The organism is Paenibacillus senegalensis JC66 (assembly GCF_000285515.1).
GTDB lineage: Bacteria > Bacillota > Bacilli > Paenibacillales > NBRC-103111 > Paenibacillus_L > Paenibacillus_L senegalensis.
Window position 1 is genome coordinate 190,763 of the sequence record NZ_HE610960.1, and the last position, 12,643, is coordinate 203,405.

A 12,643-nucleotide genomic window follows, 5' to 3' on the forward strand; every position below is an offset into this window, starting at 1 on the left:
GTAGCATGAAGAGTAATATCATCTATATCTTGTATGCTCGGAACATTGTGCAGGATCATGGAAAATGTCGTCATAAAAGTTTCGATCATTTTCTCCGTATTCGAGTCTGCTATTATATTTTTTTACAAAAATATAACTTTTCAATTAGACGCTGTCCTCTTACTATTAAGAAAGGGCAAAAAACTTTACATCCAAGTTGCTGCAGCGGCGTTCCATTTTCGTTAACCTCTTGAAGAGGCACTATTTGCAGTATAGATTGAATTTAAAATGCACCAAATAAAAGGAGGAATTAGCACTGGAGACTTGGTGGGAAATATTACGCTACGCTTTTCTTGGGTTCTTACAGGGGGCAACTGAGCCGATTCCTGTTTCTTCAAGCGGTCACTTGGTAATTGTGCAGCATTTATTTGGCATGGAAATAGAAGGGCTGAGCTTTGAGGTGCTTGTAAACTTTGCCTCCCTGCTCGCCGTTCTCGTCATTTACAGGCAGGATATCGTGCGTTTGTCGGTAAATGGGTGGGGTTATATCCGCACTCGGGAGGCCGCTTATCGGCCCGATTTTATGTTTATCGTTTATTTGATAATTGGAACGATCCCGGCGGCGGTTGTCGGCGTTTTGCTGAATGATGTTATTGCCGAGCAGTTCAAAGGGACGCTTACCCTTGCAGTGGCTCTGTTGGCCACCGCCGTGGCATTATGGATAATCCGCAATCGGAGAGGCCGCAAGAACGATCAGGACTTGTCTTTACAAGACGCCGTCATTGTCGGATTAGCGCAGACGATTGCCCTGATCCCGGGAGTAAGCCGTTCGGGAGCAACGATAGTTGCGGCAATGGGCAGGGGCATGAAGCAGGAAACCGCGCTACGCTTCTCCTTTTTCCTTTACATTCCAGTAAGTTTGGGCGGAATGGTGCTGGAGGCGGGTTCGATTCTCAAGGATCCGGATCTAAACCGGCTGCTCATCCCTTATTTGGCTGCCTTTTTATGTGCGCTTGTGGCGTCCTACTTTTCCTTGCGCTGGTTCATGAATATTATGCGCAAAGGCAACCTGAATATTTTTGCTGTCTACTGCTTGCTGCTGAGCCTCTTCATATTTCTATTTCTGATGTAATTAAAGACATTTCTTACATCCACTGCCAAAGCCGGTGTCCCCTCAAGGAGCAAGGAGTGAAACACGGCGTCTAGGAGCTGCGCGCCGCTTCTTTGCAAAGAGGTCCGAAACTTTACGGCAATTTCTCTGACTCAATAGATCCTTATCATGAAAAAAACGCCGCTGGACTAGGCTGTCCGGCGGCTTTCCTGCGTAAAACATCCAAATTTTTCTAGAAACTTTGACCTCATACTCGTTTTGGGATTATAATAAGATTAAATGGGGTGATCGGATGGAAAGTTGACGCTTACAACATTAGGTTGCGACGTCCATAAGTTTATTCTCATAAAACCGGAGGTGAACATCCGAACCCGGTAGGGGGAGGATCCTGATTGGAAGATGGCATACCGATATTATTGTATTCATTATTGGTGATCTTTCTTGTCTTTTTAAACGGCTTTTTTGTAGCATCGGAATTTGCGCTTGTCAAAGTCCGGGGCTCACGACTTTCTCAACTTGTTAATGAAGGAAACAAGAGAGCAAAAATTGCTCAGCATGTCACATCCAAGCTGGATGCCTATTTATCTGCCTGTCAGCTTGGAATTACACTCGCCTCTCTTGGCTTGGGTTGGGTCGGGGAACCGGCAATCGCCCATTTGATGGTTGAACCGCTGATGAACTACTTAGGCGCACCGGAATACCTGATTTCCCCGGTATCATTTGGTATCGCATTTTCGATCATCACCATCCTTCATATTGTACTTGGAGAATTGGCGCCCAAATCAATAGCCATTTTTAAAGCAGAAGGAACCGCCTTATGGCTTAGCGGACCGTTGATGCTGTTTTATCGATTGACATACCCGGTAATATTCGTGCTGAATGGGACAGCCAACGCCCTGCTTCGCATGATTGGCATTGCTCCGGCTTCCGAGCATGAAGCCGGTCATACGGAAGAGGAAATCCGCATTCTTATGAAAGAAAGCCAGAAAAGCGGGCACATTGATGAAAATGAGCTAACACTCGTGGAAAATGTATTTAATTTCTCCGAGCGTGTAGCACGTGAAGTCATGATTCCCCGTACAATGATACAATGTTTGTATACGGATCTGTCCTTCGATGAGAACTTGGATATTATTATCAAAACGCGGCATACTCGTTACCCATTGGCCCAGGAAGAGAAAGATCGGATCATTGGTATCGTGCATGCCACTGATATATATCATGCTATATTGCTGCACGGCAAAGACAAGATCGATATGGAAGCGATGCTTCGTCCCGTGCCCCATGTGCCTGAAGCCATGGAAATTAGCCAGGTGCTGAAGGTCATGCAGAAGGAGAAAGTCCAGATTGTTATTGTAGTAGACGAATATGGCGGTACAGCCGGTATCATAACCATGGAAGACATTATTGAAGAAATCATTGGCGAGATCCAGGATGAAACCAAGATCGAGCGTGACGAGGTTGAAGTATTGGATGAATTCACTTCAGTTGACGGCCGTTTGCTTATTGAAAAAGTTAACGAATTGTTCGGCTTGGATATTGTAGATGATGAAGTGGATACGATCGCCGGCTGGATTTACAGCCAGCTGAACAGTCAGCCAAGAGTAGGGCAAAGCGTGCAGTATAACGATATTCGTTTTGAAATCGCCGAGGTGGAGCACCTCCGCATTAATCGTATTAATGTTTATGCGCTGCCTTTATCGGCTCAGCATGACGATACGCAGGAGAGCATTGCCTGAAATCTGCGCAGTTAAAGCTGAGCTCGCTGATTGAATGATCTTCCATGTTGCCTGACATCATCTCATGACGTGTTGTCAGTCACATGATTACACCCCTCTCTTATGCCAAGGAGCGTTAGAGAGGGGTGTTTTAGTTAATGAAGGTTTTCGGTCTCCATCATGATTTCCTCTACAATTTCATCACCGTGAAGCATGGTAAGATTTAAGGAATCATAATCTTTCTCTTTATCCAATTCCTGCATCAACAAGGCCGCAATTACTTCCGTTTCTTCTCCAATATCCTTCTGGCGAAGATCAACGAAACCGGTAAGCGCCCGACTTTCTATATCTATGGTTGCTGTCCCGATAGGTAAACCGCCTGAAGGCTGGCGGTAAATTTCGTAAGTCAGCGTATCTTGATCATCACGGATCAGGACAACGGAGTAATCGTTCGACAATCCGGAAATCGTTTCTTGGTCATCATCATAAGCTTCGGAGTCGTCCTCAGCCTCGTAAGCGAGTTCTTGTTGTTCATCTTCCGCATACAGCTCCATATGAACGAGCATTCGCCCCTCATAAAAATGATGAATATCCATAGACATAATCTCGGTGTCGTCAAAATCGAAAACCAGCAGCTCTGTAACCCCATCGATCTCCTCATCAGACGGCTCATGCAGCCAATGGATATCTCCATGACCGTAATGATCATCTATTTGGACAATCACTTCGGCAATCCAATTTTCCTCTTCGTCATATACATGGTACTCCACTTCATTGTCCGTTTCGTTGACCTCGACCAACTCATAATAACCAGCCTGCATTTCATCTTCCTCGGCTGTGTACTCAGTTCCATCATCATACTCATCTTCCAAGACAGGATCGAGATCCTCATCCTCTTCCATGATTTCCTCAACATTGACAATGTGTTCATAAGAGCTGTGCGTCACAATCACACTGCATTCGGGTGCATTAATCGAATTGCTAAAAGCTTGAATATAATCCGTTATAAATGCTTCAACTTCTTCCTTATAGGAATCATCGAAGGAATTATCTTCCAACTGGATTGCTCCGGAGATTCTTTCATTTTCCCGGTAAACCAGTGTCAGGGCACCTATAAAACGGCCATCAAGCATAATGTCCGAAGTTTCTCCCCCAGCCGTCTTCATATCGGGTCTGATCATAATCCGCGACACGGGCATCGCCTCCTGTTTAAAATGGATGTTGGAATCCCCGTTAGCTTGCCCTTGTCACGGCTATATAATGTATGGCGAATTAAACGTCTGATCCCCTGCCAGAAATTGATTATCCATTCAAACATTCCCTTGTGTTCGGAGAAGGTCTATTTCATCTTTTGCCAGCTCCCGATACTCCCCAGGCCGAAGTTTCCTGTCCAGCTGCAGGCTTCCCATAGATATCCGCTGCAGATACAGAACTTTTTTACCGACTGCTTGAAACATCCGTTTAACCTGATGGAATTTGCCCTCTGTCAAGGTCAGTTCAATTCTGGCAGGCTCCACTTCGTTCCCTTCATCAAGAATCTTTAACCTGGCTGGTAAAGTAACATAACCATCATCGAGCTCTACGCCCTTTTCAAACATTTCTCTCTCCCTATCGGTTACTCTTCCTTTAATTTCCGCAAAATAAGTTTTCGGAACATGTTTTTTGGGAGAAAGCAGCTCGTGGGCCAAAGGCCCATCGTTGGTCAAAAGCAGCAGCCCTTCCGTGTCCTTATCCAATCGCCCTACCGGGAAAAGCCGATAATGGGCCGCTTCCGGCCCAAGCAAATCCAATACCGTTTTGTCTCTCTTATCTTCCGTGGCCGATACAACCCCTTGAGGCTTATTCATCAAATAATAAACGAGAGGCTTGTACGCCACCTCCTGGCCGTCCACAGTGATTTCATCTACAGTTGGATTGAGCTTCTGTCCGCTGTCTTTAGCAACTATGCCGTTTACGGTCACCGCTCCACGCTTAACCAGCTTTTTAATTTCACTGCGGGTTCCCCAGCCGGAATGGGCCAGCACTTTATCCAATCTCTCAATCTTCTTCATGGCTTCACTCCTCCTAACCGAATCTACTAGCTCTAGCTTAATCACTTAACAGCCGCCGGGCAACTTTCGTTCTTGCTGCATACCCTTATAAAATTACAAATCCAGGGGCCGCAAGGGGTAAAGCATGCTTTTACCTGTTCACGTAATTGCCATGACTTTGCCACAATTCCATAAAAAAAGCGAAAACATAGTGAGAAATGTATCCATTCTCATGATATAATCATTTCATGATTTAGCATTTGGCATAATTCTAATAGAGGATGATATTGCTAATGCCGAGATTTATAAGGAGGGGCCTAAGTGAAAAAGCTGATCATCTATGTATCCATCATCGCTGTTTTATTCGCCGGGTTGTTCTTTGTGAACAAGGCGTCCGTTAGTTCCAAAAATGCCAAAGCAGAGGAATTGTACGGTACTAAGGCAGAAAATCTGCGGGCTTCCACAGTCAAGCTTCTGGATGATCCGAATTACCAGAGTATCGTTTCTCCAGAAGAATTAGCCGCAAGTGTACAAGCTGAGGAGTCCATGTTTGTTTATTTCTTCTCGCCTGAGTGCGAATTCTGCTTGGCTGTTACCCCGGTCATATATCCGATGGCTCAGGATATGAACATTGATCTCAAGCAATTCAATCTTTTGGAAAACCAGCAGCATTTGTCGACTTATAACATCACCTCCTGGCCGGTGCTCGCCTATTTTGAGAACGGTAAGGAAGTGGAGCGCATTACGGGTCAAGATACTGATGAGAATTACCGCAGCTTCTTTGAGAAATACAGCAACTAACTGGCCAGGCAAGCTGTCGATTTTATATGGAACCCGCTCATCGTCGACCAATGACGACGTATTTTGTGCTAATCGATTCATCAACAAAGGAGTTACGCAAACGCTAATTTAAAAAAAGCAGCCATTTCCGGCTGCTTTTTTTTGATGAACCTCTGCGGCACCATGCTTGGTGACCCCTAGATTAATCCGAAGCAAGCTTTTCCGGCGGCTGCTGGCGCATCTGCTGAATGAACAGTACCAACTCAGGATCGGTATATTGAATAGTCAAATCATAGAACCGGAACTCGCCATCCGGAATCCGTTTCAATTCCTGCAAATAATGCCTGCAATCCTTCACTAATTGATCCAAATTAATCCCATGGGTCTCGGAAGGATAACGCTCCAGCTTATCGATCGCCTGGGCAAACAGCTTGCAGGAGCCGCTCCAATTGTCATTGCGGCAATGATACAGGGCTACTGCTACCTGCAGAAGTCCTTGATAAAGGGGGCTTCTTGCTTCCTCCATCCACAATTCCTCGAGTACTTCATGACATTCATAATAATCCCGTTCTTCGTTAAAGAAATAAAGAAATGCCAGATAGAGCGGGCTGTATTTCGGATTAGCTCTCATCGTATCCCTCCGCTTGGCTTATTTGCGGCGTCGGTCGCTCATCCGTTTGGCCTTAAGGATAGCCTCATCCAAAGAGTGGGCCAATTGCTTCAAGCTCCAGATATCTTCAGCTTCCCACAGCTCGTTAAATTTCAGCTGAAAATATACGGCTTCACGAACCCGGTGATAAAAGTACAGCTGTTGGATATCATTGAGTAATTTGGATACCAGATTGGAATTATCTTCGAAAGCTCTCTGGGATTCCATGATTTCATCGCGAATACTGGACATTTCCTGATCAAGCACGTAAGCGGCCTCTGCGGCTTTGCTTAATCGACGGGTAACGTCTTCGGGAAGGGAATCCTTATATTTGTAATTTAACGAGTGTTCTATAGTTGCCCAGAAATTCATCGCCAGGGTGCGGATCTGAATTTCTGCCAGGACATTCTTCATACCAAGGGCGGTTTGCACCGGATATTTGATAATGATGTGATAGCTCCGGTAACCGCTCTCCTTTTTGTTAGTCACGTAGTCCTTGCAATACACAATTGTCATATCCTCGCGCTGCTTGATCAGTTCAGCGAGCCGCTGAATATCCTCAACGAATTGACACATAATGCGGATACCAGCGATATCCTCGATTCCGCTTTCGATTTCATCCAGCGGCACATTGAGCTTTTTTGCTTTTTCTAAAATGCTGGAAATACGTTTTACCCTGCCGGTCACGAATTCGATCGGAGAATACTCTTCCCGACTTTTCAATTCCGAACGGAGGGTTTTGAATTTAACTTTGAGCTCTTCCACCGCCTGTTCGTAAGGGAATAGAAATTTATTCCAATCTCTCCCGTCCAAGCGATCCCCTCCTTTGCAGCTTGTTACAGCACGTCTGCACCTACAGCGTCCGATAGGCGCTTAAAACCGTCTTTACGCAAAAGCTCTAACAAGCCTTCGTTGATTTCTTTTATCAGTTCCGGTCCCTCGTAGATCAGAGCGGTATAAATTTCTACCAAGCTTGCTCCTGCGCGAATTTTATCATAAGCGTCCTGCGCCGAGAATATTCCCCCGCAGCCAATAATCGGCAGCTTGCCTTGGGACAGCCTGTATACGGATCGTATCACTTCACTTGACTTCCCGGATAGCGGTCTGCCGCTCAAGCCTCCAGCTTCCGCGGCTGCCGCACCGCGCAGCCCTTCCCGGCTGACGGTAGTATTCGTGGCGATGACCCCTGACACTCCGCTAGCCAAAATCGTATCCATAATGTATTCCAATTCGGACCCGCTTATGTCCGGAGCAATTTTGACAAGGACCGGTTTAACCGCCTGCAGCTTTCTGCTTTGTATTTCACGTTCATCCATCACTGCTGCCAATAGCCGCTTCAGCTCGTCTCCATGCTGGAGGTTGCGCAAATCCGGGGTGTTAGGCGAGCTGATGTTAACCACAAAAAAATCCCCGTAGGGGTATAAAAGACGCAAGCATTCTCTATAGTCTTGCTCAGCCTGCTCATTCGGAGTCACTTTATTTTTGCCGATATTGATAGCAAGAGGGATAGCCCGCCCGGTATTGCCCTGCAAATTTCTAGCCATCTGCTCGGCGCCTACGTTGTTAAATCCCATCCGGTTGATTAAAGCGCTGTCCTCCGGAAGCCGAAACAACCTCGGTTTTTCATTGCCTGCCTGAGGCTTCGGCGTAACTGTGCCCACTTCCATAAAACCAAAGCCGATTGAGGAAAAGGCCGGTACAGCTTCCCCGTTCTTATCCAGACCGGCTGCAAGCCCGAGTGGATTGTCAAATGTTATATCCCACAGCTTGGTTTGCAATTCCCGGTACAAGGGGACAGCGTACATACCCCTGAATACAGACAAGGCGCCTGGAATTTTACCCATACGGCGCAAGCCATCAATCGTTATATGATGAGCCCTTTCCGCGTCTAGACGAAACATAACCTTCTTCAACCCGTTACGATAAAGCATCGTTCATTCTCTCCCAGCGATTAGTCCTAACTATCAGTTTACCCCGTTCAACGCGAAAAAGAAAGGGCGAACAGCCATTGTTTCCATCTATTTTCATCTATATGAACTTATTGCTTAAGCCGATTCATCTACGGGCGGATTCCGAATTTAGTCCAAATAAAACGATTTACTCTACATCTTATACAACCTACCCTGATATGTTAAAATGAGGGTAACCCAATCAAGTTCATTAAGGGATAGCGACTAAGCTGCTTGCAATGATGGGAAAGGATGGTGATGCCGTATGAAGAAACAGACTCCGTACATGAAGCGTAAACAGCCGGAAGAGGTCAATAAAAAGGGACTGATCTGGGCTGGCTCCATCTTTGGCGCCGTGGCGGTGCTTATGATCGTTTTGCTGATCGTCAACGGCTAGTTCAGCCAGCGGTAAATGCGATCAGGATTTTCTTCATTATGGACAACAGGCAGCAAGAATGGCTCCGTTCCTCTGACGACCTCCTCAGGCAGGTCGAACGAGCCTATACGTACCTTGGTTCCTTTGGATGCAAAGGAGTATAGCTCCTGCAAATCCTCCTCCAGCATTCTGACACAGCCTAAGGATTGGTCCAGACCAATCGAGGAGGGCTGGTTGGTTCCATGGATTGCGTATAAGGTATCCGAAAGAGTCATCCCCCTGCTGCCGAATTCCCCTTTGTTCTTCCCCCTTGGATTGACTACTTTTTCCGAGATGACATACTCCCCTTCGGGCGTTCTGTCTCCACCGAGCCCAACCGGGTAGTTACGGATCACCACATCTCCGCTGACCAATGCAAGACGGTGGTTATTCACGTCCACCAATATTTCCAGCGGCTCATCTAAAATTCCCTGAACATAGCCTTCGGCACTGTTTGAGTGTCCATCCGGTTCACCCGTCCCATCTGATTCATCCATCCCAGCCTGTTCATCCGTGCTATCCGCCTCTTCCAGTTCATCAAGAAGTGGAGCAAAGGCTTCTCTCATCTCCTCTGTAAAAGAAGAAAGCAAGTTATCAGGATAATCCCGGCTGATTTGTTCAAAGCTGGATGGAAATCGGCCATTAAAGTCCTTATAGGCTGCCAGGGCCGATTTAAGAGCAAGACGCTGCTCCTCCAGTGCCATTTGTTCCGCGACCTGGCTGCTGAGCTCCTTCTTGTCCGGCGGCTCACACTTGCAGTATTCTTCCTCATAATATTGAATAAGCCACTCCCCCTGCTGCTCAGAAGGCCGCATGGCAGCAAATAGTTTAGTTCTCTCCCCCCATAAATACCAGGAGTCAGATTTGGGCAGCAGAGCCCATGCGGTTTCCTGCTGGATACGGTTGCCTGGGAGCATAAATGCTATCTCTCCCGGCTGCTGAGCGAATTGTTCCTTAAGCCAGACCAGCCTGTAATTCCAATTCCTTTCACCAGTGTTCGAAACGGAATTGGCGCTAGGCTCATTGAATTTAGCACCGGGCCCCTCCACTTCTATTCTCTCTTGCCAAACCGTCCGGGAATCGTCAAGCGCAGGACGTTTGACCGTATCCGCAGGAGGCATCGCCAAAAATAACAGCAGCAGCACCACAACTATAAACGTATTTTTTTGCCCGCGGGGCCAGCCTCTTCTGATTTGGTTCCCCACAGCCCGGCCTATGATCCGCAGCCTTCGAGTGCTGCTCTGGACTTCTGCCTCATCCGAAACGGCACTGGCATAGCTGCTGTGCTCAGAGGATTTTAACATTGCTGATTCAAAGCTGCCAGCAGTACGAGATTTTTCCTTCCCAGAGCCTTCATTTACTGTTCCCTCACTATTATATGAAGCTGTTCTCTCACCGTTAAATGCAGCTATCCCCTCGTCGTTATAAGGAGCTCCCTCGCCGTTATACTCGGTTATTCCCTCATCGTTGTATGCAGCTATTCGCGCACCGATACCTTCACTATTTTTCCTCCCGTTACCGGCTTCCGGCAAAGGCGCAAGCTTAGGCAGGCTTTTTTTCTCGAACGCTTCATAAACCTCCTGCGACTGCTGATAGCAGTACAGTGCCTTTCCAGCTTTCCCTAGTCTCTCATATTCTTTGCCGAGCAAATACCAGGCCATTTTGTTTCCCGGATGATCCTTTATGTATTGCTTTATATAATGCGGAGTATCCTCACCCAGATCCGCAGTCAATTCGGACTCTTTGGCTTTTTTATGCCCCTTATCCATGGTTACAGACTTTCGGTCTGTGGACAATGATTCAAGCCGCAGCTTTTTAGAAGATCGTTCATTTCCTTGATTCGGCTCATTCATATCGTTCTATCCTCCTGAACAACACGTTCCTTGGCGGGTTAATCCCCCGATTCTTCACAGCTATTTTCTGTGCAGGACAGGGTCCATGTTCAATATATCGGATACGAGCTGCCAGGCAGAGAGTCCCAAAACGACAAATAGTTCCTTATGACCAGATTTTTAAGCTGATTCACTATCTTCCAATTGCTGTTTATTTCCCGGAAAATAGTTTTGCAAAATCTGCGAAAGCGATAACCTGCGCTTCGTATAAGAAAGCTATGAAATAAGTAACGGTTGAAAGCCCAAATAGGAAAATAGTCCGACTTTCGAATCGATCTAAGAGAAAAACGGCCGACAAACAAATTCATGTTCGTCGACCGTTTCTGTCATGCTCACTTCGTTTCCTTCTTCGCGCTTATTCATGCGATTTCGTACTTATGAGATAATAGAAGATTAGCTTTAGCCAATGCAGATCAACCAAAGCTAACCTCCTATCCTAAGCGTCTATTATAAGGATTAGCCTTCCTTATTGAAAGGCTCGTCAGCTACTTTAATGGAATCTGTAGGACAGCCGTCCTGAGCATCCTGAAGATCATCATACAGCTCTTCCGGAATTTCAGTATTCCCTGTATTCTGGTCATCCTCATAGATAACCTCAGCGAGACCTTCGTCGTCGTAATCGTAAATATCTGGAGCCGTGGCTCCGCATGCACCGCAAGCGATGCAAGTATCTTTTTCAACCCAAGTATATTTTGCCATGAACCATCTATTCCCCTTCCAATGAATTGCTCAAGAATAAACTATAATATAAAAGTAAGCAAACATCAATGGACATTCCTATTCCTAAACAGGGTGTTTATTCCTGTCCATCCTCATGGTTCCGGTCTCTTAAAAAGTCGGTTTGCAGGGAAGTGCCGCGTATTTTATGATTGCGGATCAGCGCAGAAGGGTCATTGCCCAGCATCCCTGCTGTAAGCAGCGCTTCATCGCCAAACTTATCGCGTATTTCGTCCATGGCGCGAATGAGCTGTTCCTTGCGGCCAAACTCTTCGACCTCAAATAAATCTAATTGAATAGGAGCTTGATCCCTGGGCTTTAGGTTCTGCAGAGTTATCCCGAGCAAACGAACAGGCTTCCCCAAAGGCCAATGATGCTCAAACAGCTTGCAAGCATGCTGATGAATCTCACGGGGATCTTGCGTAGGCCGGGACAGCGTAAGGGCACGAGTGATGGTCTTCATGTCCGGATCACGTATAACAATTTGCACGGTGGAACAGATCAGACCCTGCCTTCGCAATCTACGAGACGTCTGGTCAGCCAAATTCAGAAACACCCGCTTAATGTCATCAAGCTCCGTATAATTATAGGGAAGCGTCGTCGTATGACCGACCGATTTGCTCTGTTCCTTCTCCGGATTGACTGGAGAACGGTCAATTCCGTTAGCCGCCATATGCAGCCAACTGCCCCACACCCCAAATTCTTTAATCAGGAAATCCTCCGGTGTATGAGCCAGCTCACCAATGGTTCGGATATTAAGTTTGCTGAGCTTGGCCGCTGTTTTCGACCCGATCCCAAACAACTCCTTGCACGGCCTGGGCCACAGCACTCCGGGAACATCACGCAAGCGTAAGATCGTAATGCCATTCGGCTTCTTCATATCCGATGCCATCTTGGCCAGCAATTTATTAGGCGCAATGCCGATCGAGCACGGTAGAGAGAGCTCCCGGGCAATCCGGTCCTGCAGGTGAGTTGCAATCTCCAGCGGGGTTCCGAATTGATGAGACCCCGTAATATCAACATAGCATTCATCTATGGACATAGTCTCCACAAGAGGAGAGTAGCTGTAAGCGAGCTTAATGAATCTGCGGGAGAACTGTCGGTACAGATCAAAATCCGGGCGGATAAGCACTAATTCCGGACATACTCTCAGAGCTTGGCTGACCAGCATGCCGGTCTTGACCCCTTTTTTTCTAGCTTCATAGGAGGAGGTCACAACGATGCCTTTGCGCAGCTCCACACTGCCAGCGACGGCAATAGCTTTATCCGCATATTTTTCCGGTTCTGCTGCCTGATGGACCGAGCAATAAAAAGCGTTCATATCCACATGGAGGATGACTCTGCCTTTTGACGGATAACTATCCCTGGCCTGTTTCATAGTCAATAAGGCATTCGATTTTTAC

General features: G+C 46.8%; 12 protein-coding genes. 4 read left to right on the plus strand and 8 right to left on the minus strand.

Annotated features, from left to right (window positions below; translation table 11 throughout):
* The first annotated feature begins 295 nt into the window (after nucleotides 1–295).
* Together PSHG_RS16420 and PSHG_RS16425 are read left to right on the plus strand one after the other, a co-directional pair.
* Nucleotides 296–1,111 carry an undecaprenyl-diphosphate phosphatase gene (locus PSHG_RS16420; RefSeq protein ID WP_026021421.1) on the plus strand — a complete coding sequence of 272 codons (816 nt, stop codon included), beginning with the start codon at nucleotides 296–298 and terminating at the stop codon, nucleotides 1,109–1,111.
* Between the two features lie 371 nt (nucleotides 1,112–1,482).
* Complete coding sequence (locus PSHG_RS16425) at nucleotides 1,483–2,829, plus strand: hemolysin family protein (RefSeq protein ID WP_010274791.1); 1,347 nt, start codon at nucleotides 1,483–1,485, stop codon at nucleotides 2,827–2,829.
* A gap of 134 nt (nucleotides 2,830–2,963) precedes the next feature.
* Here PSHG_RS16425 and PSHG_RS16430 read toward each other — a convergent pair whose 3' ends face one another.
* Together PSHG_RS16430 and PSHG_RS16435 are read right to left on the minus strand one after the other, a co-directional pair.
* A complete protein-coding gene (locus PSHG_RS16430) occupies nucleotides 2,964–4,001 on the minus strand; it encodes a hypothetical protein (RefSeq protein ID WP_010274794.1) in 1,038 nt (345 codons plus the stop codon).
* A gap of 117 nt (nucleotides 4,002–4,118) precedes the next feature.
* The gene (locus tag PSHG_RS16435) at nucleotides 4,119–4,859 is read right to left on the minus strand and encodes a pseudouridine synthase (protein ID WP_010274797.1); all 741 of its coding nucleotides are present in this window, start codon (nucleotides 4,857–4,859) and stop codon (nucleotides 4,119–4,121) included.
* Between the two features lie 300 nt (nucleotides 4,860–5,159).
* On the opposite strand from PSHG_RS16435, the gene PSHG_RS16440 reads away from it, so the two are divergent.
* A complete protein-coding gene (locus PSHG_RS16440; RefSeq protein ID WP_010274800.1) occupies nucleotides 5,160–5,639 on the plus strand; it encodes a thioredoxin family protein in 480 nt (159 codons plus the stop codon).
* A gap of 181 nt (nucleotides 5,640–5,820) precedes the next feature.
* Here the strand turns inward: PSHG_RS16440 and PSHG_RS16445 are convergent, their stop codons facing one another.
* From PSHG_RS16445 to PSHG_RS16455, 3 genes are read right to left on the minus strand one after another with little or no spacing between them, the layout of a single operon-like run.
* The gene (locus tag PSHG_RS16445) at nucleotides 5,821–6,249 is read right to left on the minus strand and encodes a DUF309 domain-containing protein (protein WP_010274801.1); all 429 of its coding nucleotides are present in this window, start codon (nucleotides 6,247–6,249) and stop codon (nucleotides 5,821–5,823) included.
* An 18-nt stretch (nucleotides 6,250–6,267) separates the two neighbouring features.
* On the minus strand, nucleotides 6,268–7,080 hold the full coding sequence (locus tag PSHG_RS16450) for a GTP pyrophosphokinase (protein ID WP_010274803.1): 813 nt from the start codon (nucleotides 7,078–7,080) through the stop codon (nucleotides 6,268–6,270).
* Nucleotides 7,081–7,103: 23 nt separating this feature from the next.
* On the minus strand, nucleotides 7,104–8,198 hold the full coding sequence (locus PSHG_RS16455) for a quinone-dependent dihydroorotate dehydrogenase (RefSeq protein WP_010274805.1): 1,095 nt from the start codon (nucleotides 8,196–8,198) through the stop codon (nucleotides 7,104–7,106).
* Between the two features lie 283 nt (nucleotides 8,199–8,481).
* On the opposite strand from PSHG_RS16455, the gene PSHG_RS31745 reads away from it, so the two are divergent.
* Nucleotides 8,482–8,613 (plus strand): hypothetical protein, encoded by a 132-nt coding sequence (locus tag PSHG_RS31745; RefSeq protein WP_262362366.1) that lies wholly within the window; start codon nucleotides 8,482–8,484, stop codon nucleotides 8,611–8,613.
* Here PSHG_RS31745 and PSHG_RS29470 read toward each other — a convergent pair.
* The 3 genes from PSHG_RS29470 to PSHG_RS16475 all read right to left on the minus strand — a co-directional run bounded on the left by PSHG_RS29470 (nucleotide 8,610) and on the right by PSHG_RS16475 (nucleotide 12,618).
* Nucleotides 8,610–10,292 (minus strand): L,D-transpeptidase, encoded by a 1,683-nt coding sequence (locus PSHG_RS29470; RefSeq protein ID WP_235782081.1) that lies wholly within the window; start codon nucleotides 10,290–10,292, stop codon nucleotides 8,610–8,612. The two genes, PSHG_RS31745 and PSHG_RS29470, sit on opposite strands and share 4 nt — an antisense overlap.
* A gap of 687 nt (nucleotides 10,293–10,979) precedes the next feature.
* Nucleotides 10,980–11,222, minus strand: a complete 243-nt coding sequence (locus tag PSHG_RS16470; RefSeq protein ID WP_010274809.1) for a ferredoxin — start codon at nucleotides 11,220–11,222, stop codon at nucleotides 10,980–10,982.
* A gap of 97 nt (nucleotides 11,223–11,319) precedes the next feature.
* Complete coding sequence (locus tag PSHG_RS16475) at nucleotides 11,320–12,618, minus strand: DNA polymerase IV (protein ID WP_026021422.1); 1,299 nt, start codon at nucleotides 12,616–12,618, stop codon at nucleotides 11,320–11,322.
* Nucleotides 12,619–12,643: the final 25 nt, after the last annotated feature.

Coding starts and splice junctions, on each gene's coding strand:
- PSHG_RS16435 (WP_010274797.1), bottom strand. CDS start 4,859: ATGAAGAAGATTGAGAGATTGGATAAAGTGCTGGCCCATTCCGGCTGG.
- PSHG_RS16445 (WP_010274801.1), bottom strand. CDS start 6,249: ATGAGAGCTAATCCGAAATACAGCCCGCTCTATCTGGCATTTCTTTAT.
- PSHG_RS16455 (WP_010274805.1), bottom strand. CDS start 8,198: ATGCTTTATCGTAACGGGTTGAAGAAGGTTATGTTTCGTCTAGACGCG.
- PSHG_RS31745 (WP_262362366.1), top strand. CDS start 8,482: ATGAAGAAACAGACTCCGTACATGAAGCGTAAACAGCCGGAAGAGGTC.
- PSHG_RS29470 (WP_235782081.1), bottom strand. CDS start 10,292: ATGGCCTGGTATTTGCTCGGCAAAGAATATGAGAGACTAGGGAAAGCT.
- PSHG_RS16470 (WP_010274809.1), bottom strand. CDS start 11,222: ATGGCAAAATATACTTGGGTTGAAAAAGATACTTGCATCGCTTGCGGT.
- PSHG_RS16475 (WP_026021422.1), bottom strand. CDS start 12,618: ATGAAACAGGCCAGGGATAGTTATCCGTCAAAAGGCAGAGTCATCCTC.